18 protein-coding genes and 1 pseudogene are annotated in these 23,736 nt (G+C 56.4%); 4 read left to right on the top strand and 15 right to left on the bottom strand.

Annotated elements, in window-relative coordinates:
* Positions 1–9 precede the first annotated feature (9 nt).
* A complete protein-coding gene (locus ACQK2M_RS05100) occupies positions 10–780 on the top strand; it encodes a citryl-CoA lyase (protein WP_425416906.1) in 771 nt (256 codons plus the stop codon).
* A 736-nt stretch (positions 781–1,516) separates the two neighbouring features.
* Here ACQK2M_RS05100 and ACQK2M_RS05095 read toward each other — a convergent pair.
* From ACQK2M_RS05095 to torT, 10 genes are all read right to left on the bottom strand, one after another.
* Positions 1,517–2,224: a hypothetical protein gene (locus ACQK2M_RS05095; RefSeq protein ID WP_425416905.1), complete on the bottom strand. Its 708-nt coding sequence runs from the start codon at positions 2,222–2,224 to the stop codon at positions 1,517–1,519.
* The gene (locus tag ACQK2M_RS05090) at positions 2,224–4,602 is read right to left on the bottom strand and encodes a xanthine dehydrogenase family protein molybdopterin-binding subunit (RefSeq protein ID WP_425416904.1); all 2,379 of its coding nucleotides are present in this window, start codon (positions 4,600–4,602) and stop codon (positions 2,224–2,226) included. The genes ACQK2M_RS05095 and ACQK2M_RS05090 overlap by 1 nt, the downstream gene beginning before the upstream one ends.
* Positions 4,599–5,111, bottom strand: a complete 513-nt coding sequence (locus ACQK2M_RS05085) for a (2Fe-2S)-binding protein (RefSeq protein ID WP_425416903.1) — start codon at positions 5,109–5,111, stop codon at positions 4,599–4,601. Before ACQK2M_RS05085 ends, ACQK2M_RS05090 begins: the two co-directional genes overlap by 4 nt.
* Before the next feature lie 177 nt (positions 5,112–5,288).
* Positions 5,289–5,933, bottom strand: coding sequence for a CoxG family protein (locus ACQK2M_RS05080; RefSeq protein ID WP_425416902.1), 645 nt, complete (start codon positions 5,931–5,933; stop codon positions 5,289–5,291).
* On the bottom strand, positions 5,930–6,811 hold the full coding sequence (locus ACQK2M_RS05075) for an FAD binding domain-containing protein (protein ID WP_425416901.1): 882 nt from the start codon (positions 6,809–6,811) through the stop codon (positions 5,930–5,932). Before ACQK2M_RS05075 ends, ACQK2M_RS05080 begins: the two co-directional genes overlap by 4 nt.
* Positions 6,808–7,890 (bottom strand): PEP/pyruvate-binding domain-containing protein, encoded by a 1,083-nt coding sequence (locus tag ACQK2M_RS05070; protein WP_425416900.1) that lies wholly within the window; start codon positions 7,888–7,890, stop codon positions 6,808–6,810. Before ACQK2M_RS05070 ends, ACQK2M_RS05075 begins: the two co-directional genes overlap by 4 nt.
* The gene (locus ACQK2M_RS05065) at positions 7,887–9,773 is read right to left on the bottom strand and encodes a PEP-utilizing enzyme (protein ID WP_425416899.1); all 1,887 of its coding nucleotides are present in this window, start codon (positions 9,771–9,773) and stop codon (positions 7,887–7,889) included. Before ACQK2M_RS05065 ends, ACQK2M_RS05070 begins: the two co-directional genes overlap by 4 nt.
* Before the next feature lie 497 nt (positions 9,774–10,270).
* Positions 10,271–11,284, bottom strand: a complete 1,014-nt coding sequence (locus ACQK2M_RS05060) for an ABC transporter permease (RefSeq protein ID WP_425416898.1) — start codon at positions 11,282–11,284, stop codon at positions 10,271–10,273.
* Between the two features lie 16 nt (positions 11,285–11,300).
* Positions 11,301–12,854, bottom strand: coding sequence for a sugar ABC transporter ATP-binding protein (locus ACQK2M_RS05055; protein ID WP_425416897.1), 1,554 nt, complete (start codon positions 12,852–12,854; stop codon positions 11,301–11,303).
* Between the two features lie 70 nt (positions 12,855–12,924).
* Positions 12,925–13,998 carry a TMAO reductase system periplasmic protein TorT gene (gene torT / locus ACQK2M_RS05050; protein ID WP_425416896.1) on the bottom strand — a complete coding sequence of 358 codons (1,074 nt, stop codon included), beginning with the start codon at positions 13,996–13,998 and terminating at the stop codon, positions 12,925–12,927.
* A gap of 308 nt (positions 13,999–14,306) precedes the next feature.
* Here torT and ACQK2M_RS05045 point away from each other — a divergent pair, with 308 nt between their 5' ends.
* Positions 14,307–15,005, top strand: a complete 699-nt coding sequence (locus ACQK2M_RS05045) for a GntR family transcriptional regulator (protein ID WP_425416895.1) — start codon at positions 14,307–14,309, stop codon at positions 15,003–15,005.
* On the opposite strand, the pseudogene ACQK2M_RS05040 reads toward ACQK2M_RS05045, so the two are convergent.
* The 5 genes and pseudogenes from ACQK2M_RS05040 to ACQK2M_RS05020 all read right to left on the bottom strand — a co-directional run.
* Positions 14,992–15,222 (bottom strand): annotated as a pseudogene (locus ACQK2M_RS05040) (integrase core domain-containing protein); the annotation flags it as partial. The gene ACQK2M_RS05045 and the pseudogene ACQK2M_RS05040 sit on opposite strands and share 14 nt — an antisense overlap.
* A 121-nt stretch (positions 15,223–15,343) precedes the next feature.
* The gene (locus ACQK2M_RS05035; protein ID WP_425416894.1) at positions 15,344–16,216 is read right to left on the bottom strand and encodes a replication-relaxation family protein; all 873 of its coding nucleotides are present in this window, start codon (positions 16,214–16,216) and stop codon (positions 15,344–15,346) included.
* A gap of 455 nt (positions 16,217–16,671) precedes the next feature.
* A complete protein-coding gene (locus ACQK2M_RS05030) occupies positions 16,672–18,030 on the bottom strand; it encodes a sensor domain-containing phosphodiesterase (protein ID WP_425416893.1) in 1,359 nt (452 codons plus the stop codon).
* Between the two features lie 18 nt (positions 18,031–18,048).
* A complete protein-coding gene (locus ACQK2M_RS05025) occupies positions 18,049–18,750 on the bottom strand; it encodes a response regulator transcription factor (RefSeq protein WP_425416892.1) in 702 nt (233 codons plus the stop codon).
* On the bottom strand, positions 18,747–19,238 hold the full coding sequence (locus ACQK2M_RS05020) for a hypothetical protein (protein ID WP_425416891.1): 492 nt from the start codon (positions 19,236–19,238) through the stop codon (positions 18,747–18,749). The genes ACQK2M_RS05025 and ACQK2M_RS05020 overlap by 4 nt, the downstream gene beginning before the upstream one ends.
* A gap of 185 nt (positions 19,239–19,423) precedes the next feature.
* Between ACQK2M_RS05020 and ACQK2M_RS05015 the strand changes: the two genes are divergently transcribed.
* Both ACQK2M_RS05015 and ACQK2M_RS05010 read left to right on the top strand, forming a co-directional pair.
* Positions 19,424–22,291, top strand: coding sequence for a PAS domain S-box protein (locus tag ACQK2M_RS05015; RefSeq protein WP_425416890.1), 2,868 nt, complete (start codon positions 19,424–19,426; stop codon positions 22,289–22,291).
* A 570-nt stretch (positions 22,292–22,861) separates the two neighbouring features.
* Positions 22,862–23,728, top strand: a complete 867-nt coding sequence (locus tag ACQK2M_RS05010) for an AraC family transcriptional regulator (protein WP_425416889.1) — start codon at positions 22,862–22,864, stop codon at positions 23,726–23,728.
* Positions 23,729–23,736 lie beyond the last annotated feature (8 nt).

Raw genomic sequence — 23,736 nt, 5'->3', positions numbered from 1 at the left:
AAATCCCCGATGGCAAAAGACCTGATCACCAATATCGCCACCTATGACGAAACGTCGATCACCTGGCGCGGGATGGACCTGGTGAACGAACTACTGGGCGAATACAGTTTCACCGAGGTCCTCTATTTCCTGTCGACCGGGCGGATGCCGGACGCAACCGAAACGAGAATATTCGATCTCTGCCTCATCACCCTGATGGAACACGGAATGACGCCCCATGCCATCGTCACGCGGCTCGTCCGCGACTGCAATCCGGATCAGGTGCAGGTCGCAATGGCGGCGGGACTGACCTGCGTCGGCGACGTCTTCGCCGGCACCATGGATGGTTGCGGTGACATTCTCGAGGCCGGGCTGAAGGCGTCCGACAAGCGGGACTATTGCGCGCAGGTGGTCGCGGAACACAGGTCGCAACGCAAGCGGCTTCCCGGCTTCGGCCACAATCTGCACAAGCCCGACGATCCGCGTTCGGCGCGCCTGTTCGAACTGGCCGAAAAGGCCGGAGCGAAGGGTGACGCCATAGGGCTGATTCGGCTGCTGTCCGAGGAAGTCGACCGCGCCTATGAACGCCACGTCACCGTAAACGCGACCGGCGCGTTGGCCGCCTTGATGCTGGAAATCCAAATTCCGGTGTCGATCATGCGATGCATCGCCGTCGTTTCCCGCGCCGGCGGTTTGGTCGGACATATCAAGGAAGATCAGGAAACGGCGTCGGGCCGTCACATCTGGCTCAATGTGGAATCGATGTTTCAATATCAGCCGCCACAAGCGCCCGAGACCTGAAATGGCTAGCCTTCAAGATACGGCCATCCGCATCTTCTCTTCCAGCCCTGGGCGCACCATATCGAGTTGAGTGCCCCTGTGGCGAAGGCCATCCAGTATTCCGGATTGACCTCATGCCGAGAACCAGCTCCAGCCTATCGATCAGTCTAGCCTCGCGAAGAACGCTTCGGCATGCTCCCCGATAAGTGAGATGCGATCAACGGTATGTTTTATCTCCCGCGCCTTTTAAGGAACCGTTGAATACCCAAGCCTGCCTATCGGTTCTGTTTCCTCAGCGCACCCAGGGCTTTCTGCGTCGCCAGCGCACACAGATCCATTACGCGATCCGAACACTCCTCGCACAGTCTGCGAGCACACCTCGCGAAGCCTGGTTGCATAGCGGCGAAGGTTGCCTTGAATGTCGGTCAACTGCGGGAGCATATTCACCGGCCTCCAGAAGCGGCCCAGACGATCAGCTTGCTTTTTGATTAGTTGACCTAAACGAACAAGCAAATCCAACGGTTAACCGACGCGACCACATAGACCAACGCGCAAGGCGAGCCAAACCAGCGTGTGGTTACGCCCCCCCTTGAGATGTTGTCGGCGACGATCGTCGCGGCAACAACGCCGGATGTCGGCAGTTTCAGTTGCGCCGAAACTGCGCCGCTTGGCTCGACCTGACGCCCAACCGCACTCCACAGAAAGCGAGTGGTTTTCTAAGTTTCTATCCGAAGTGCCCAACAGATCAGCGCTGGCCTTAGCCGGAGAATTCCTCACCCAAGAGGAAAGCACGGTTCGCTGCCTGAGCCCTGCGGTTAGCCGGGTTAATATCTGTCTTTCCTGCAGCTCTCGCCACAGCAACAATCCGCGCATAGATCGGAAGTGCTAACTGCAATGCCTCTTGTATTCTGATCCGAGTCGTCATCCAGTCGAGTTTCTCGCATACGCGTTCGAATGAATAATGGCCGTCCTGTATCCAGGAGACGATTAACCATTCGAAGGAATCGAGAAATGCGAGCGAATCGGCCGCCTGCATTATATCTTCCTCTGGATTGCCCCCGATTTCATGGCGAAGGATCAAAGCCCGAACACGTTCGATAAATCTGTCCGGTAATTGTGGATCACGTTGCCGCAGCCATTCCTCCACAATATCGGCTGACCGTTTCGAGTGTTCGAACAGATAATCAGGATTGTCGAATCCGTTCTGCGGCTTGTCGCTCGGGCCACCTGGGAAGAACCGCTCCGCATCATGGGTAAGAGCGGCGAATCTCAATTCCTCTGACGCATTCCCGGCAAGACGTATGACCCATTTGCGCGCCGACAAGAGATGCTCCAATTGGTAAAAGCCATCGAGCCAGTCTAGCGCCGCCAGTTCAAGTTCGGAGAAGGTCGGATCCGCATAACGTCCGCGTGGACTCCCTTCTTCATGCGAAAGGTGACAGGCCGCTTGGATGGATGAAGTCATTATTGCGAAGCCTTTAGTGCCCGCCAAACACGTTCCGGTGTCAACGGCAGTTGCGAGAGTTCTACGGAATAGTCACACAAGGCATCACATATCGCGTTCGCAATGGCCGCGGCCGGCGGAATAGTACCAACCTCTCCTACGCCGCGCACGCCGAGGGTCGTCACGTCGGAAGGTACGGAGGTATGTAATAACTCGATAGGCGGGATGTCCGCCGCCATCGGTGCGAAGTAGTCCATCATAGAGCCATTAATCAATTGTCCTGTTTCGGAATCGTATCGCAGTTCTTCGCCGAGCGCGGCGCCAAGCCCCTGTACGAGCGCGCCGCGTACCTGTCCGTCAACAATCATCGGATTGACCGCCACACCGCAATCATGAACCAGAACGAAACGTTCGATAGCGAACTCTCCCGTCGATGGATCAACCGCGACCACTGCGGCAGCGGTCCCAAACGAAAATGAAGCTTCCGGCGGCTCGAAATGCGCCGTCGTCTCAAGTCCCGGATCAAGCTCCGGAGGAATCCCCTGGCCAGTGATGGCGCGAATGAAAACATCCTTGATTTCAATGTAGCGACCAGGATCTCCCGCGACGTGGACCTTGTCGCCGCCAATCTCCAGATCGTCCGGTGCGGTCTGCAACGCCATCGCGGCAATCTTTAGAATCTTGGATCGGAATGCCTCGCCCGCCTGTTTGACGGCTCCAGCACCAGCGATCAGCGTGCGCGAGGCAAAGGCGCCGGTATTTAGCGGCGATGATGCCGTATCGCCGGCATGAACCCTCACCGCCTCATAATTTACACCTACTATGTGGGCGCAAAGTTGCGCAAACGCGGTCTCCGTCCCCTGTCCGAAAGTTGATACGCCGGTATAAAGGTCGATCCCCCCGGAGCGGTTAGCCCTGAGTGTGACACTTTCATGAGCGCCGAACTGCGATCCACGATGAGCAAGGAACCTCGCGCTGGCATAGCCGGTGCGTTCGACGAAAGAAGACAACCCGACACCGACGATGCGTCCATCCGAACGTGGTTCGCGCGCAGTCGACCAATGCCGCTCGTAATCTACAGCATCAGCGGCCATCTGTAACGGCTTGAGATAATCGCCATTATCATAGACGGCACCGCTTGGTGTTTTCCACGGCAAATCTCCAGGTGTCAGCAGATTCCGTCGCCGCAGATCGAGCGGGCTCATGTCGAGCTTGCGCGCCAAGCGGTCAAGTAAGACCTCCCGAGCAAAATTGACCTCGGGCTGTCCATATCCACGATAAGCGCCAATAGGCGTCTTATTGCTAAGCGCAACTGAACGGCGAACCTGTGCGTCGCGAACCTTGTAAGGGCCGGTAAACACGACCGACGATAATTGCGCGGATCCGAAGGGCGAGTTCCATGCTCCGATGTCCGTAACATAATCGTTGACGATTGCCTGGATTATTCCGTTTTCGTCTACGGCAATGCACATGTCATGCACAGACTCCCGTCCATGCGTCGAGGCGCGGAAGTATTCCATCCGGTCCTCGATCCATTTGATGGGACGACTGAGCCGCATGGCATGCAGGCAGGCAAGAACGTCTTCAGGAAACGCGCCAAGCTTCATGCCATAGGCCCCGCCGACATCGGACGCGACGACACGAATGCAACTCTCGTCGAGCCGCAGCGACTCGGCGAGCTGCTTGCGAACGAGATGTGGCACTTGGGTCGAGCACCGGACGTCGAGCTCACGAGCGCCGCTGCGCCAATTCACAACGATACCTCGCGTTTCCATCGACAGCGGCGCAACGCGGTTGACGATGAACCTGTCCCGCAGGACATTTGGCGCATCCTCAATCCGCTCTTCCGGTTCGCCAGCATGGTCGATATTCGATGCCATTAAGTTGTCTTTGAGTATCTCATCATGAACAACCACCGCGGAAGGATCGAGTAATTCGCATGTATCGGTTATGTGCGGCAGGGGTTCGTAGTCGATCTCAAGTTGCTCCAATGCGTCCTCTGCAACTGCACGGCTTGTTGCGACGATGCTGGCAACTGCGTGCCCCTCATGCACCCCTCGATCTACTGCAAGGGCATAATAGGGAAGCTTCGGCGCCCCTGGAACCGGCCGCAAAACGGTGAGAGGATCGCTGATTGCGACGATATCGAACCCTGTCAGGATATCGATGACTCCCGGAATGGCCCTAGCCGCCGACGTATCGATCGAACGAATTCTGGCGCTGGGGAAAGGACATCGCGCGATCGCCATCTCAAGCTGTCGGGGGAATTGCGCGTCATCAACAAACAGACCTCCACCGCGCAACAGTCTGTCATCCTCCTTGCGGTATACCGGCTTCCCAACCAGGCATTGGCCGGGCTTCGGATCGTTCTCCGCAACCTTCGACTGGGGAGCGTTCATGAGCTCATCTCCGGAATTTTCTGAGTCTTTCCAGAGCTCTCCAGATAATTCGCAATGGCCCGGACAATTCCCTCGTAACCGGTACAGCGACACAGCACACCGCTGATTTCGTCACGAATTTCGCTTTCGGCTATCTGCCTGTCGTGTTGCTCTAGTGATTTCGCAATCGCGAGGAAAGCCGGCGTACAGAAGCCACATTGCAAGGCATGATTACGTCTGAACGCCTCCTGCAGTGCGCTCAAGCGATCGGCGTCGCTTAACGCCTCCACGGTTCTCACTGCCGCGCCGTCTAATTGCACAGCCAGAAGGAGGCAGGATTTTACAACCGCACCGTCAACCTCGAGGGTACACATACCGCAAACTCCCTGTTCGCAGCCAACATGCGTTCCCGTCAGCCCGAGTGTATGCCTGATATAGTCGGCGGCATGCATTCGGACCGGCACCGTATCGGTGAATGTCTGACCATTTACCGTGACAGTGATTTCAAGCTCGTTGGTTGTATTATTCACAGAAAAACCCTTCCGCGCCCTCAAAGTAGCAACAGGACCGCTCCAAACGATCGAATGGATATTCGCGCATTCAAAGATATAATCTCTCGTCATCTATGTAGATCTTAAGATTTGTGGAAAAAACGGATGAAAGTACATTCCGCATTCACGATTTCCGGTCAGATACGAAACCCTTCCTCATGCAATCTTCAGAAGGATTGCCAAGCCGATTGCGAAATTCACCAATCCGAATGCGGCCGCCACCTTCGACCATCCATCGCTCGCGACAGAAACCGGAGCGGCATTCGCCGCAGTTTTTCTGCTGACAAACCGCGCGGGAACCACAAGCCGTGACGATTCAGATGTAGACGATGCCACCTCTCCCTCGACAATATCCGAGCCGCTTAGACGCGCCTCGAGGTTCCCCGCAAATTCTTCAGTTATCTTCTGTGCCTGGCGCGCTATGATCTTCTGCCCCACACTCCCCAGTACACCCGCCAAGGCTGCTTCGCTTTCGACACGCACCCCGGTTTGATTTCCTTTATCGATCAGTCGAACGACGCTTTCCGCGCGGAAATTGCCGATTGCGCCGCGGACCGCCTGACCAGTGGCACTGAATGCGATCTTTTCCCTTTCGACCTTCTCGGTGATATGCACCCGGGACTCAAAAGTCGCCGAAATCGGGCCGACGCGTTGCGTTACCTGAACAAGAAAGGTTTCGGGATCCAATTCGGTGATGTCTTCCACACCGGGCATGCATTGCGCGACCGACTGCGGCTTTTCGAAGAACGTCCAAAGGACGTCAATTGGCTCATTGACGTCAAATTCCTGCTGAAACTTCACAATACGACTCGCTTCCTTTTACAGGTGTCGTCGCGGAGCGCCCCCAAGGCGCGTGCGACGTAAACTTCACACAAATGCCTACGATATTCTTCCGAAGCACGGATGTCCGATGGAGGAGACACAGAGTCGGCCGCGGCCTTCGCGGCCCGCCCAATTACATCCGGACTCAAGTCTGTTCCCTCAATGATATCCATTGCGGCCGTCGCTAAAATCGGCGTTTCATCAACTCCACCGAGACCTATGCGTAGATTACTCCAATGGCCGCTATCGACTCGGTCACCCACTGCGGCGACGGATATGACCGCAAAATCGTTGTGGCGGCGGTTGACCTCGAAGAAAACGAAATGGTCCGGGTGGCGCTGAAAATGGATTTCCGTGATCATTTCGTCCGGCTCTACCGCTGCCGCGTACGAGCCAATGAAAAATTCCTCAATCGGGATTTCCCGTTGCCCTTGCGGACCACGCACATGAGCTACTGCACCGAGAACGAGTGCGCCAAGCGGCATTTCCCCCGTCGGATCAGCCTGTACGAGACTGCCGCCGACGGTCCCGCGATTACGCACCTGGCGATCGCCAACATGGCGGATCATTTGCGCGAGCAAGGGCAGGCGCTCGGCGACAAGCGGATCGAATTCGATACGATGATAGCGCACGCGCGCGCCTAATATCGTCGCCGCTCCACGCACGTCGATACGATCCAGGTCGCCAAGATCGCAGATATCGATCAGTGCGGAAGGCCGCAGAATCCTCAGATTCATCATCGGCATCAGGCTCTGGCCACCGGCAAGTATCCGGGCATTGCCGCCATACTCTTTCAGAAGCACTATTGCCTCTTCCACCGAACCAGGTCGATGATAGAGAAAATCCGAGGATTTCATCGCCCGCTCCCAGGACCGGCACCTCCACCAGACATCCGCATGAGGACGTGGTCGATGGGTGAGGATACCTTGAGAATAGGTTTGGCAGTTTTGCCGCTCCACACCGTCTCGGGACGAACCTGCAACACTGCGATTTCGCCGTCCGTTCCAATCGCCCATTCGATATCCTGCGGGACACCCCGGTCTGTTTCGATGCCCTTCGCGAGGCGGGCCAGAGCGAGAGTGTCGGCATCAGAAAGACAAGGAATTTCGCGCCGCTCTTCTTCGACAGGGAACAAGCCGACCGTGCCAAGCTGGTTGTCGAAACGATATTCTTCGTCCTGAGAGGAGATCTTTCGCTTCAGGATTTCCATCGTCACCTTGTCAACAAGAAATTGACTGGGTGTAACGTCACCCTTGACAACTCCTTCGCCGAGGCCCCAGCAGCTTTCTATCGATATCTTGGATCGATCTCCGGTAATCGGATCGAGCGTGAACATGACGCCGGCGCACCGGGCCTGGACCATCTGCTGAATACCGACGCAAATCGCAAAGTCGCCTTTCGAAATGACAGACTCGCCTTCATGCTTGTACGAAAGCACCGCGTCGCCAAACATGCCGGCCCAGCATTTGCGCATGTTTTCCAGTACTGCCTCAATGCCGGAAATCCACAGGAAGGTCTCATACTGACCTGCGAAGCTAGCACCGGCCAGGTCTTCGGACTCACCACTGGAGCGCACCGCCACCGGAACTCCCTCGACACCCGTCCGCCTTTCAAGTTCCGCATAGGCCTCGCGTACGGACTGTTCCAACGTCGCCGGTAGCGGCGAGGTCGCTATTGCCTCAAGTAGGCGCGCCGTTTCCGCCCCCATCTTCTCTGGCGGAAGCGACGCGCAAGTCTTCCGAATACGCCGAGCTTCCGCCTCCAGGCCTGCATCCGCCATGAATTCGCGATATGCCGAAGTCGTAATGCCGAAACCACGCGGCACGGGAAGCCCCGAAGAAATCGATTCGGCGAGACTGGAGAACTTGCCACCCAACAAGGGGTTGCGCGACGCATTCGGATCATCAAGCCAAATGATATGTGGAGTGTTGGTCATGCCGCTGCCTCTTCAAGGATGCGAACGATGCCGATATTGCCGTCGACTTCGATAGTGTCGCCCGTCTTGACCCGGGCGGTGGCAAAGCCGGTTCCAACGACGGCCGGGAGCCCGTATTCACGACAAATAATGGCGGTATGAGCCATCATCCCGCCGACATCCGACACGGCTGCCTGAATGCGGGGAAAGACGGGAGCCCAACTCGGCGCCGTGATGCGGCAAACAAGGATCTCCCCGTCTTCGATCTCGTAAAGCTGATCTGTATCTGAAATCACACGCGCTTTTCCCCTGACCTTTCCGGCTGAGGCCGCGACACCCCGGAATTCAGTCGCGGAGGACACATCAACGCCCAGCCATTCCTCGATTGTCTCTTGGGTAATTCCCCAAAGCATGATCGTCAGCGGTTCGGTGATGGTGTCCGGCGGCGTGCCAAGCGCCGGCGGCGGCGTCCATTTGGCAAGAGTGTCGCGTATCCGCCGCCGCTCAGCGATAATCGGCTTCCAATGCAGTTCGCCGCGCGGCTGCGTACCGACGGCCCAGCCGATAATCAGGTCGTAAAGCGCATCGTAAAGTTCGTGCCGATGCAAATAGAAGATATCCTCACGATCATCGAAGAATTTGTGCGCAACAAAGACATCACCCAGCTCCCGGACCTTGGACCAGAAAATCGAGTGATGCAGATGCTCGACATAGAAGTTGTGATCCTCCACGAACGGGAACACCTTGCGCGCCAATCCGATAAGGCTGTCAAAGCTGGAACGATCATCGTCTGTCGGAAGAAGTGCGCGATATTCCGCCGTCACTTCTTCTCGCCGGGCCAGGATCTGGTCGAGCGGACGGCGAACATCTTCGCCGTTGCGGATGGCGGTGATATAGCCGCGCAACGCCGTAAACGGCAAGCGAAGGTCTGTCATCCAGACCGCGTCAGCATGGCAGTAGCCCGACCCGGTCGAATACCAGAACCAAGGATCCTTGGCCTCGTTCAGTGCCGCGATCCATTCTTGACCGGCATCGGATGTTTCGAGCGCCTTAAGCGTTTCGTCAGGGGCTCGGTTTTCTTCGATAACTCTATCGACACCCAGATCGACCGAGAGTTGAGCAAGCCGGCGCAATTCATCGTCGGGACGGAACAGCAGGATGTCGATACCCGACACCATGTCGGTGATCGTCTGATCGGCAATGCCAGGGAACGCGCTCTGGCAGTATTCGCGAAACGTCAGGTAAGCGCCATATCCGAGATTGAGCATCTCGAAATGGTATGACCCCATCTCGAGCATGTTCTCGATCATCCGGCTATAGCTTTTCAGCATATCAAGGGAGGAATAGACGCCCCTGTGCTCGGTCACACTCGTTTCTGGCTCGTATTCAGGCAAAGGCTTGAATTCGATTTCCTTCAGCCGATCGATACAGTCCTGTGCCTTGGTTTTCCAATTGAGGAAGATCTGGTCCCAGTTTTCGAAGTAATAACCCGCGCGCTTGGCAAAATACTGTTGGCGCTCCGCAATTTTGTCCGGATCCGACACAGAATTGGGACTTATATAGAGATAGCCATTGATGATGCGATGATCGATGCCAAGCGCCGGAGGGAGCGCCCACACTCGCGTAGACATCTGGCTGGCGGCCACCCACCAGTTTTCGGTCATGATCGTGTCAAACGGATAGAGCGGTTCGGGGTTATGCATTCCGTCAAAGAACCAAAACTTTGATTCTTCGAATTCTCTCCGCTCCTCACTCAACAACGCATAGTAACGATAGAGACTTTCCCAGCCCTCCGCGCCTGACGGTGTTTCGACATCGAAAGGACTCTGAAAGGAATTGCCAGATCCGGACATTAGGGACTCCATAGATTTCAACTGTTTGGTCTGTTTGTTGATAGCGGCCATGTGCGATCAGCCTGGCGTTCATGCGACACAGGAGTTTCGAATTCGGCAACCCCCGACACACCGCCAATTGAGTAGATGACGGCGGACCGATTGACCTCGCGCACTATTTCAGAAAGCCCGGCAAGTGATGTTTCCTCGGGCTCCATCTTGGCATTTGTCGGACAGGCGATACCCCGGAGATTGCAAGGAAAACTGGCCACCGCGAGGTATGCGCCTCCTCCTGCCGATTTGCTTGAAACATTAGTCCCGTAGATTTCCTGCGGCGAAGACATTCTAAGTTCACTCAATCTCCAAATTCAACAAAGCGGAACGAACCCATTTTGGTATACCAGAATACCAAATGTCAACGACAAATTGAACGTTGCTGGCAAGTTTCCGAGCACGAGGAAAGCGACTTCCGCGCATACTGAAGCGTTGGCGCGGTATTGGCCAAAGTGGTATTTTACAAAGATTACTTCAGAAGCGCTTCGGCGACGAAATACCGTCCCGCACCACCCCTACACCGTTTTTCGACCGACATAACGTTCACGCATCTGGTCGATGGCGATCGCGAGGACGAGTACCGCACCCATGATGAATGTCTGGAGGTAGCTGTTCACCCGCAACAGATTCATACCGTTCGAGAGCAGGGTAATGAAAAAAGCGCCAAGAATGACATTTCGTAGAATGCCCTTACCGCCTGTTAGCGCCACCCCACCGATGATGCAGCCAGCGACAGCGCGCAAGACGAGGTCCGCGCCACCGAGGCTGGCCTCGCCGCTTTCGGTACGAGCCGTCATCAACACCGCCGAGAACCCCACAATCACCCCCGAAATCGCATAAGCGACTACAAGGTACAGACGCGTTCGAATACCTGACAACCTCGCCGCCTGGAGATTGCTCCCGATGGCATAAATATATCGCCCCACACGAGTCCAGTTCAGTAGAAAATACAGCAGGATTGCAACCAAGGCCGCATAGACGATAGGAACCGGAATTCCCGCCAGCGAGTTGTAGGAGAATACATCGCCGAATGCGCTGGGCAGCCCGGCGATGCTGTACCCGCCGGAAATAAACAGCGCCAGTCCAAGTGCCATCGACAACGTGCCAAGCGTCATTACAAAGGGCGTGACATTGAAAATAGCAACGCCGATTCCGTTAGCCAACCCAACCAAAGCGCCGGCGCCAATCCCGATCAGCACACTGGCGAAAACAGCGAGAGTAATCGAATCCGGATAGGCCGCGGCCATGAATTTCATCGTGGTCGCGCAAACGACGCTCACCAAGGAAACTGTCGATCCGACTGAGAGGTCTATGCCGCCTGTTAGGAGAATGACGAACTGAGCCATGCAAACAAGTATCAGATAGCTTGACTGCCGCGTGAGGTTGAACAAATTGTCCACCGACACGAAATTTGGTTCCAGTATGGCAAAAAACAGGAAAAACGAGGCTACGACCAAGGGCATCGCGCCGATCCCGCCAAGCATACCCGACAGCTGTGATTTTGTGACTTTTTGAGTTACTGCGGCCATCTTAAGTGTTCCTGTATTATGCGCCAAAAAAGTTCTGCAGCGCTACTTCCTCGGTCTTGCGTTCGCCCACGAGTTCATCCGATATGTGCCCGTGCCGGACCACGTAGACTCGGTTCGACAAGCTAAGCACCTCCGGCAAGTCGGAACTAATGAGGAGGATTGCCATTCCGGCACTCGCCAATTCGGCAAACAATTCGTAAAGCTCGGCTTTCGCTCCGACATCGATACCCACCGTCGGTTCGTCGAGAATTAGCAGCTTCAAAGGCGATGTAATTACCCGGCCCAAGAGTACCTTCTGTTTGTTGCCGCCCGAGTAATGCGCCACGGGTCCTTCGATCTGCAAAGGGCGCACACCCAGCTTCTCGCCCATCTCACTCGCATATCGGCGCTCATTTCGTCGGCGCAACAAGCCTCGCCGCGAAAACCGATCGGTGCCAAGCGCCGACAAACTGATATTCTCACGCGTGGAACGTCCCAGCAGCAGCCCCTCCCGGATTCGGTCGCTGGGAACATACCCCATCCCCCTGTCGATCAATTGGCCAGGATGAGGATGCTTCAACTGCTGGCCGAGGAACACGATCTCGCCCGAAGCGAGCGCTTCGATTCCGAAGCAGGCGCGGCCTATTTCCGACTTGCCGCAACCAACCAAGCCCGCGAGTCCGACAATTTCGCCGGCGCGAACCTCGATACTGACATCGGAAACCCTGCGATCCCGCGTCGCAAGCTTGCGAATGGAAAGAACCGTTTCTCCTGGGTGAAATTCGATTTCGGGATAGAAATCACCGAACTTACGACCGGTCATCGCCTCGACCAGTTGCTCTTTCGTGGTATCGGCGGCGTCGACAGTCTGGATATACTCACCGTCGCGCATCACTGTTACCCGGTCGCCGATCTGGCGGATCTCGTCAATACGATGCGTGATGTACACAATCCCGACGCCACGCATCTTCAATCGGGAGATCAGATCGAACAGCGTACGAGTTTCCGCTTCGGTCAGCGAAGCCGTCGGTTCATCGAAGATAAGAACCCGCGGATTAGTCATGAACGCCTTCGCGATTTCGACCATCTGGCATTCCGCCCGCGACAAGCGACTGACCGTCGCCTTTGGATCGATATCAAAGCCAAGATCGCGCAGGACATCGGCAGCCAAGCGGTGCATCGCCGACTTGCGTAAACGCGCACCTTTCGTCAGTTCGCTTCCGAGGAACAGGTTTTCCTCGACCGTCAATTCGGGCGCGAGGCTGAATTCCTGGAACACTGCGGCAATTCCCTGGTTTCGGGCATCGCGGACCGAATTCATGTGCAATGGCTTGCCGTCGAGGACAACAGTGCCAACAGTTGCGTCCAGAGCACCCGCTATGATGTTGATCAGCGTGGACTTTCCTGCCCCATTTTCCCCAAAAAGGACATGCACCTCACCTGCGCGCAGATCGAAGTTCATCTCTTTGAGAGCAAGAAATCCCGAATAGGATTTCGTCAGTCGATCGACCCGTAAAAGCGTTTTTCCGCCAGCATTGTTCGTACCAAGGTCGTCCGCATTTTCCGTATACGCGGAATCTTCACGTCGCATCGCCTGCCTACTTTCACCCATAGAATAGCAAGAATGTGCAGCGTCGCCGCTGCACATTTCCATAAACGTCCTATTCGACGCGGAAGTAGGGCTCCCAGCCTTCCGGTGCCAATGACAGCGAACGGTCGACTGCGTTGACGTTCTTGGCGTCGATCATGCCAAATCCGGTGTCGACATCGGCATCGACATCCTTTTCTTCGAGGATGCGCACGAGTTGGTCGATGGCGATACGTGCTTGGGCCGCAGTATAGTCTGTGACAACGCCAAGCACTTCACCGTTACGCAAAGCCTTCTCCAGCTCGGGAGTCATGTAGGAGGCGATCAGTTTGATGTCTTCGCGTCCCTTTTCTTTCAACACCTGAATGCCACCCTCAATCGCCGGAGCAATCCCGCCTATGTATTTGATATCTGGGTATGCCTGCAAAGCATCCTCGATCAGCGGAATTTGGGTCGCCTTGCCGGAATCACCCCAGATCACCTTCACCACCTCGATGGCGTCATTGCCTTCAACGGTTTTAACGAAACCATCGGCAGAATCCCGCGACCAATTCGGACCCTCAGGCCCGGCCATCCAGAGCACCTTGACCGGCTCACTTCCAGCCGGATGAAGACTATTCAGGTACTCTCCGGCGATACGGCCGGAGTCGAACCAGTTGCCGAGAGATCGCGCGGCCACATCGTCCGAATCCACTTCACCGCCGGTAATGGCCACGGGAATTCCCTTCTCTGCCGCAGCGGAGATAGTGCGATTGAGCCCGGTCGCCGAAATCGCAACCATCATGATCGCGTCGGCTCCTCGCGTTATACAGTCTTCCATTTGCGAGATCTGTGTCGGCAGTTCGGTGTACCCGCCCGCCGCAAAGACCGACATCGACAACCCCTTCGCCTCGGCCTCGGCGACCGCACCATATGTCATTGCGATGTAGTAGGGATCCTTGGTATGCGGAAAGAGTACACAAATTTCCCATTTTTCCGTTACCTCCGAAGCGGGCAGCGGTGTGTATTTCTTCTCCGTCCACTCTCCTTGCACGTCGAAAGCCGGCGAACGGCTCTTGATCGTCATGCTCCAATTGTTATCCGCCGAAGCGGAGCCTGCAATCATCGCGAGCGATGAAACCAACAGGGCTGTCACGAGTGACTTCATTTTCTCATTCCTCGGTAAATCCGTTTGTTTGACGCTGCTAATCGACTAGCTTTGGTATACCAGCATACCATAAAATCTTTGGCAAGCCCCGACATGCGAGAAAACGAGGGAGCGTCCTCGCATTGTGGTTACCCGATTTCCAACATGCGACGATCGGTCGAGCGGCTACCCACATTCGGGAAACTCCGTTTTCGATGGCAACCCGATCGGCTCCGGATGCGCTTGCGCTGAAGCCCGGCTTGTTGAAACTACGATATGGTGCTAGCGAGCATGACAACCCTCTCGGATAAGTTTGAGTTGAATTCCAAGTGACCGAAAACATGTTCGCCAGTCCCGGTCCCCTTTCTGTCCGGACCAGTGCCGGTATCGCCGATATCATCAGACGCGAAATACTTGCCGGCAATCTCAAACCAGATCAGCCGTTAATGGAACGAAGCATCGCTCAAGAACTCGGTGTTAGCCGGACCCCAGTGCGCGAAGCACTTTTTACTCTTCAAGGCGAAGGTCTCGTGGAATTGATACCACGGAAATATGCTCGTGTTCGAAAAGTAACATATAATGACATCTCGCAAATATATGCCCTTCGTAGAGTACTTGAGTCGCATTCGGCTGAAAATGCAGCAAAATATGCAGATAACACCGCGATTCTAGCAATTCAAACAGCATATATGCGCCAAAAAATGCTTGATAAGAAATGCACAGCACTTGAGCAGACAGATGCAGATCTCGCTTTTCACGCCGCGATCGCTGAGGCGTCAGGATCTCAAATACTACAAACAGTAGTGCATCAAGTACTTGCTTATACTGCAGCACTTCGCTCAAGCGTAAAATATGATGCAACGCAAACGAAGAAAGCACTCGCGCAGCACAAGGCAGTTCTCGATGCAATTAAAGCACGAAATCCGCAAAAAGCATCAGAATTGATGTCAGATCACATCGTTTCATCGACCCTGTACGTGGAAAAATCCATTGTGAAACCGACGAAGGGCTTGATCAGCCCCGCCTGAGCGGCCCAGTTTGATTGCTGGTGCATGACCGATCTTCGGTCCATCGGGGCGACGGTTTCTGGCGCCGACAGGCAGTGACCAAGGCGCTGTGGGGTCTATTGGTGTTGTGAGGCTTCCTTTATTGCACGATCAGGACCTTCGCTTCGTGCAGGCTGTAGAAGATCTCACGGTCCAGCGGCTCGTTTCGCAGCCGGGCATTGAAACTCTCGCAATATCCTATTCGTCTCCGCTCCGGTAACCCGCGAATACGTTGAGGCTATTCCTGGAGCTCTGGAGAAACCGTGAAATGAGAAAACTGTTTGGTGGCTCATAAAGGATTCGAACCTATAACCCGCTGATCAGGGGCCGGCTGCCAGAATCGAACTAGAAACGTGTCCTACCCGTAAGTAGGGTGTGCTGGCTATGCCAATATCTGTGACTGCGGATTTATAAGCACAGTCAAGCCGCTTCGACGTCTGAAACCACTGATAGCTGCATCCCCGCGGATAGATCGCCCTCATTAGGTCAAGCATCGCGGTTATTGTCGTCTCATGGGCGACCACATTAGGCACAATCAGCCCGGCAGTCAGTTTCAGATGCTCTTTGTAAAGCCTTCTGCCAACATACTCACGGTATTGCAGGAATGTCCGCAAATGGCTCTTGCGGTTGAACCGCGACGCACGCGTCGGCTCTGTGCCGCGATCGGCCTCGACGACAAAGAAGCGGTATGACCTCTCGCTGCCCTGCCGATACTCGATCCCGAACAAGGCGTCCGGGATCAGGTAACGTGTCTCGGTCTTGTTGGTCTTCGGATTTCGGACCGGCACCGGATAGCGCAACGTCGTCTCTGCCTGATCGAGGATCGCGTGCTGAGGGATGTACGCGACATCGTCGCGCGCGTGTGTCGCCAATTCGATCGCAGCCGTGATCGTCGAAACCATATGCCGGTGTTTCCACGGACCTGACGCGCCCCCCGCCCGCTCTTGCCAAAGACCTTCGTCGTTTAAGGCCTGCTCGCCCGCTGGCGCCAGGTCATAGACCAGCTCCTTGTAGCCCGCATCGATGGTCTGGAACTGCTGCAGCGGTCGCGACAGATACGGCCCGCCATGCGGCGTCTGGTCCTCATTGAACAGATCGGTCAGGCGATCACGTGCCCGCTTTTCGCTGCGACAGATATGAGCCGAATACGCATGCAGCATGGATGAGGTCAGCGGACCAGCCGAAGTGGACACCGACTGTGCTGCGCCCTTTTGAGAAACCCATAGTTCTTGGGCGATTCACCAGTTTGGTTCCGCATTGACCTAGACCAACGACGGCAGAAATGAAGGCGCATTCCCGACAGGCAGCTTCGGGGCCGCTTGCCGACAGTCCGGTTTCGGGTGTCGAGCGCCGCAAGGCAGCCGTTCGACGCGGTTAAGTTTCAACGACCGCTTCCGACCTCATTTCGGTCATTCCGGGGTTGCAGACCGTTCTCCTAAAGCCGCCCTTCCCGCCCCCGCTACGGGCGCAGTCGCGCTGGCAGCAAAATATTCGCCTCTACGGATACGGAAAAGTCTGCTGCCAGTTATCGGTGCAGCGGAACTCGTTGTCGGCAATCATGCGGAAACCCGAGGGCGGCTCCCGGCAGAACACCGAAAGAGACAACTTCATCCCCTGCAATACGGGGGTCGGCGACCCGCGTTTCTCTTCAGCGCTGGGGCGGGAAACTTATTTCAGATGCACCGCAAGGTCGGCCGAAATGGTACCCTTGGCCATAGTGACACCCTAGCGCTTGTAACGCGTCGCGTTCTGCCAAAGTTTCGACACCTTCGGCGACCACGTGCTTCCCCGTTGCTTTGGCTATATCAATGATTGCCTTTACAATGGCATGATCGGCGCGGGAGCCGGTCATCGCACGTACAAAGGAACCGTCGATCTTGATCTGGTCATAGGCAAACTGCTTCAGATGCACGAGGGAAGCAAAGCCGGTTCCAAAATCGTCAAAAGCAATGATAAAGCCGGCCGCCCGCAACGCTTCAAGCTGTGTGCCGATATCGCCACCCTGCTCTGACAGCATGACACCTTCCGTGACCTCTATCTGGATACGACGAGGCGACAGTCCTGCCGACCGGATTGCGTCAAGAATTTCATCCGCGAGGCAGGGGCGACCCGGGAACGCGATAAACTGTGACGATGAAACGTTAATTGCTATATGACCGAAATCAATGCCAGCTGTCTCCCAAGCCTTGGCTTGTGCGATGGCGCTCTGGAGCACATAGCTGCCGATGCGCTTGGATAGTATCGGTTCGTCGAAAGCCACGGAAAAAGCCGAGGGATCGAACAACGTTCCATCGGGCTTGATCAATCTCAGCAGAGCCTCAAAGCCGATGCGCCTTCCCGTATCGAGCGCTATCTTCGGCTGGTAATGGAGCCTGAAGAGGCGATGCGTGAGAGCCTCTTCTGCAAGTGCCATCGCCGCTTTGTCGACTTTTGCACGATTCACCCGGCCGGCGTCGATCCGTGACAAAAGATACCTGTCTTCGGATTGCAGAAAACGTTCCACAGCGCAGTGCGCCAAACGATCCAGCAAGCCAAGAACGTCGGAACCGAGGCGCCGCGGCACCCGATCGAGAACGCACAGCGAGCCGAGTCGAAGCCCCGGCTCAATCTCCAGCGGCACGCCAGCATAGAAACGAATCCGGTTGCTTCCTGTCACGAAACGGTTGTCGGCAAAGCGGACATCGCGAAAGGCATCCGGCACGACGAAGTGCCTAGATGATCGAATCGTGTAGTCGCAGAAGGCGTCCGCCCTGGAAGAACCCTCACCTTCAATGCCCCGTTTCGACCTGAACCATTGGCGCTCACCGTCAACCAAAGTGATAAGCCCGATCGGTGTATCCGCCGCAAGACAGGCCGCATCGACCAGCCCATCAAGCACTGGATCCGGGCCAGTTGAGACAATGGCTAGTTCTCTCAGGCGTTTGAGGCGAGCAGCTTCGTCTGGCTGATATCCCCTGGTTCCGGCGGTCGCTGCGGAGGTCACATCCTGATCTGCATATTCAAGCATGAGGTTCTTTTGCTTGTGCTAATGTTGGATAGCGCTCAGGCGATAGCCCACACCGCGGATCGTCTTTATGACGTCGCCGCTCGCGCCATCCAGCTCCGCAAGCTTGCCGCGCAGCCGGTTTATGTAGACGTCGATCGTCTTGTCGCGCGGGTCGTGTTCGCGAAAGAGCGCCTTCCGCGCGATGCTCGACTTCGGGCAATCCTCACCGACGTTGGCGTGAAGAACCTGCAATATCCGTCCTTCGAGTGCGGTAAGCTGCCGACTTGCGCCGCCGAAATCCATCGAGAGCCGCTCGATGTCGCAATCGATATTGCCAATCTTGAAAGCAACGCTCTGCCGCAGAGCGCTCCGGCCCAACCGCGCCTCGTGCAGGCGATGCACCCGGGCGCGAAGTTCCTTCACGCTGAAGGGCTTCATCACATAGTCGTCTGCACCAACACTGATGGCGTCCGCCCGGCTATCGGCGTCTCCGGCTCCCGAGATAATAATGATGGGCACGTCGGAGCGTAAGCGCGCATGGCGGAGCAGTTCCAGTCCGCTTCCGTCTGTCAGGTTGATATCGATCAGGATACAATCATAGGCTGCCAGCTCGTTGGAATGAATGAAACGGTTCGCCTGCCTAGCGGATGTGAGGCAGTCGAGCCTGTCCCGCGTATCCGACCAGTTTAGTTGTAACATATCAACGACGTCGCGCTGATCTTCGATGATCATTATGTTCATGGACTTTTTCTGACACTTGGTGTTTTGGCCATGTTTCCTTCCCGAGTGCCATTGGGCGCGGATGGAATTGGCCGCAGCATCGGCTGCACGTTCTTGCTTGCTGATATGGTTCTTGGGCTGAGGCTTTCCAAGGTGGAAAACGGCGAGTCCATGCGCGCCAGGCGGTTGACGAAGTCCTGCCTCAACTCCCTTAGGAAGCAAAGGTGCAAGACCCCCGGACCCCGTTGAACGACGATACTGCCAATCACGACGTCAAAGCTGCCGATAACGAGATATAGTTGATCCGGTATCTGCGACTTACCTATGCGCACAATCGCGCCGCCCTCGCTCAATTCAACAATGAGGCAGCGGATGGCCTGTGTCTTGCGCATCCATTTTCCGGGAAAGAACAAATTGCAGAAGAGCTTGACCCTGCGGTGGTAGCATTTCCGGTTGAAATATTCGGATTCAATGCGGCTGAGATAGGTCGTTCTCTTTTTGGATTTCATAGGGTGACCTCGATGCTTGCCGAAATCCCGTCGCCTATCGGAAAGCAGGAAACGCGGCAGTTGGTTGCATCGACTAAAACCGGCCCAGCCTTAAGCGAGCGCCGCGCCAAATTTAAAAAAGGTTAAAATGCCAAGTTATCTCATGGATCGCCGCGCTCGTGGAGACTATCGAGGGTCAGGAATCGATGACGACCGAGAGCACGGAAAGCATGCAACGGGAAAACATAGTTGCTGGCAAAGGCTTTCCCGCTCTCGTGTCCGGTTTCAGGCGCGCAGTGGATCGGTTTTCTGCGGGCCTTCTCGTTGGTGGCATCTCCGCATTCGTTCTCACGTGGTTCCTTAAAGATGCCTGGCTCTGGTTCGTCGGAATCACGCTGTTGATCACGTGGCGTTTCCGTCAATCTCGGGCGTTGTCTTCTCAGGCGGGCCAACAGCTGGATGAACTCAATAAGAACCAGGCTCTACTCGAAATCGCCGGCAAGACCGCCAAGCTCGGTGGGTGGGTGGTGCACCTGCCGGATCTGAGAATCGAACTGTCGGATGAGACGTGGGCGATCCACGAGAGGCCAAGGGGCGAAACAATAACGTTCGAGGAGGGGCTAGTCTATTTTGCGCCGGAATGGCGAGATACGATCGTCCGGCACTTCGAGGCGAGCGTCGCGACCGGCCTCTCCTATGATTCCGAGGTGGAGATCGTTACGGGCACGGGCCGGCGGAAATGGGTTCGAGCAATCGGCGTAGCGATTCGCGATGACATGGGTCGAATTTCCCGCATCCAGGGTGCCTTGCAGGATATCGATGAGCGTAAGCGGTTGGAGAACGCGGCCAGAGATTTCGAGCGTCGTTTTGCCGAGTCGATGGAGAACATCAGCGATGCCTTTTTTCAACTCGATGTCGATTGGCGCTTCACCTACCTCAACAATCAGGCCGAACGGCTACTTGAGCGCCCGCGTTCGGCACTTCTGGGCCGCCTGATCTGGCAAGAGTTCCCGGAGGCTTCCTCGGGGGTTATCCGCCAGCACTACGAGCGCGCCGTTCGCGAGGGCAAGACGACCGAATTCGAAGTGTTTTATGAATCCCTTGGCGTTTGGTTCTCGGTCACCGCATATCCCGGCTCGGCAGGGCTGACCGTCTATTTCCGAGATGTGACGAAGCGGCACGCAGCCGATCAGCACTTGCACCTACTTGAAATGGCGATATCGAGAATCGAGGATTTCGTCATAATCACGAAGGCCGCATCACAGCCCGAGGACGGACAAAAGATTGTTTACGTCAACGACGCCTTCGTTCGGATCACAGGCTATTTACCTGATGACGCGTTTGGCCGCTCCCCCGGCTTTCTCCAGGGTCATCGAACCGACGGTGCCACCACCGAAGTGATCAATCGCGCGATCGCGCAGTCGAAGGCGATCCGAGCAGAACTTCTCAATTATACAAAGGACGGCCGCGAATTCTGGGTGGACATGAGCATCGCGCCTATTGTCGGGCCTGATGGTCGCGCCACCCATTTCGTCGCGACGGGTCGCGACATCACCGATAGAAAGCGGGCGGAGGAACGGCTGGCCGAAAGCGAAGAACGCTTCTCGATCGTCGCCATGATGACGACCGACGCAATCTGGGATTGGGACGTTTCGACCGGCCGCGTGCAATGGAACAGCAACATCGCATCCGTCTTCGGGCATGATGATGTCCCGGTCGAGGACGGCTTTCGGGAATGGGAAACCAAGATACATCCGGACGATCGCGCGCGCGTCGTGTCCAGCGTACTTACCGCTGTCGATGGGAAGGCGACCATTTGGCTGGAAGAGTATCGCTTCCGCCGTGGAACGGGTACTTATGCCGAAGTTCTCGATCAGGGCCATATCATCCGCAATGCCGCAGGCGAGGCAACCCGAATGGTCGGTGGCGTCCGCGATATCACCGAGACACGTCTGATCGAGGCTAAACGACTGCAGGCGCAGCGGCTGGAAGCCATCGGCCAGTTGACGGGGGGCGTCGCCCATGACTTCAACAACCTGCTGACGGTCATCCTGGGGACGGCGGAGACCTTGGCCGACGAAATTGCAGACCCGCGACTTTCCGCGATCGCAAAGCTGAACCACAAGGCATCGCGGCAAGGTGCTGCCCTCACGCGCCAGCTTCTCACCTTCGCGGGACGGCAGCCTCTGGAACCGGCTCCCTTGAACATCAACAAATCCATACGGGCCATGGAGGGGTTGCTGGGCACTGCGCTTGGCGAAACGATCATCCTGCACCTTGAGTTCGAGCCCGCAGCGGGTCACGTGAAAGCGGATGCGGCGCAATTGGAAGCGTCCATCATGAACCTCTGCATCAATGCCCGCGACGCCATGCCCGCAGGTGGCAGGCTGACAATTTCGACGGCGCGAGACGGCGACGATGCTGTGATCCGCATCTGCGATGACGGGCTTGGCATGAACGCGGAGACGCGCGCAAAGGCCGTTGAACCCTTCTTCACCACGAAGCCCTTCGGCAAAGGCAGCGGGTTGGGTCTCAGCATGGTGTACGGCTTCGTGCGCCAATCGGGCGGTCGCATCGACATTGAATCGGAGCCGGGCAAGGGAACAACAATTTCGCTTTCGTTTCCCCGGCTGGCTTCCACCGACCTTCCTGCCAAGCCCGCCTCGACCAAGGTTCTTGAAGGAGGCAGTGAGCGCATTCTCGTCGTCGAGGACGATCCGATGGTCCGTGATTTCGCCGCCGGAACACTCGTCTCGCTCGGCTATTCAGTCACGTGCGCGGGCGATGCAACGGAGGCGTTACGAACATTGGAAACGAAAGGCCCGTTCGATCTGGTTTTCTCCGACGTGGTCATGCCCGGCCAGATCGACGGCCGCGCCATGGCGAGTGAGATCAAGGCACACCATCCGAACCTCCCGGTCGTCCTGGCGACCGGCTACGCCGATATCGAAAGCATCGGGGCCACGTCGGGATTCGGGCCGCTATCAAAGCCCTATACTCGGCAGCAGCTCGCGGAAGCCATACGGGAGGCGATCTTCGTTTCGCGCGACAATCGAAGAGGGTCTGTGCGGTGATAAGCCGAACGTCAGATTGCTGAGGCCGGCGCACGCCAGCGCCGACTTGCACAGGTGAACACTCGCCCGTTCAGACTCAGCGCTGATCAATTCGCCTGCATCAGACGCAGTTCGACCGACCGATCACCGTAAACTCCCCCGGAAGCAGCCGTCACGGATATTGGAGTCGATAAACGGCCGTTTTTTGGCGGATCCACGGAAGAACTAACAGCGAAATACGGTGCACGTAGCCCTCGATCCTGTTTAGCGGGCGAAGGGCAACTTTCTCAGCACAACTGTCCAAAAGCAGACAACCAGCTTCTCACCCAACTGTACCTCTGGCGTCTGCCCGAACTGCTGAAACTCGCCAGTGGTTTTTCAAAGCAGTTCGGGGCCGAGAGCAGACGGTCCGCTCGTAACGAAATTTAGAGATAGGCCGACAATGTCCGGCCGCAGCTGCAGGCGGCAGCTCCCAACGGGTCCACATAAGGTCGGATCAAAAACCTATGCAGCCAGACGGCAGATGGAACATCAGCCTTTAAAGACCCATCAAAGTTTGCAAAAAACGACGAAACTCACGATAATTGCGCGATGTCTGACGCATTGCGCATTGCGAGAGGCCAGTTCGGCCGAGTGGCCCTTCTGGACATGGACAGACCGCTGGTCCGTCATGCGCATCCCCATTGCCATGTGCTTCTGAAGGTGGAAGGTGCCGACACCCAGTTTTCGGTGCGTGACCGAATGGTCCCGCTGACAGACGAGAGCGCCGTGCTTATCAACGCCTGGGAGCCGCATGCCTATGAGCACGATCTCTTGCGGCCGAAGACAGTCATTCTCGCATTATATATAGAGCCGCGCTGGCTGGAGCATTTCCGAACGAATTGGGGTGCCAGCCATGCGCCGGACTTTTTCGAGACGTCCGTCGGTTCGATCTCGCCAGACATCCGGCGGCTGTCGCGCGAACTGGCCGATGCCATGGTGCACGCACCGCACGACGCGGCGCTGCACGAAGATATGCTGGGGCGCTTGATGATAACTGTCATCGAACGGTTCGCCGCCTGGCGCACCCTGCCGTATTCCGTCAGTGACATGGCGCGTCGTGGGGCCGCCGATTTCCGCATTCGCAAGGCGGTCGCCATGATCAAGGCCGACCCTGGCGGCATCACCGACATGAACCGTCTGGCAACAGATGTCGGGCTGTCGCGCGCACATTTCTTCCGCCAGTTCGAGACCACTATGGGTGTCAGCCCGCGCGTCTATCTGAACGTCCAGCGGCTTGAACGCGCCGTCAATGCGATATCCGATGGGGAAGAGACATTCTCAGCCATCGGCTCAAGTCTCGGCTTCTCCGTGCCCGCCCATTTCTCGCGCTTCTTTCACGACCATGCCGGCTCGTCTCCAAGCGTGTTCCGGTCTGTAACGAGACTTGCCCGCACGGAATTTGAGACTCTAGGGTAAGCCATGAG

Source organism: Oricola indica (assembly GCF_965227485.1).
Classification (GTDB): domain Bacteria; phylum Pseudomonadota; class Alphaproteobacteria; order Rhizobiales; family Rhizobiaceae; genus Oricola; species Oricola indica.
Note: the sequence above shows the minus strand (reverse complement) of the source record. Positions and strands in the feature narration are given on the sequence as shown.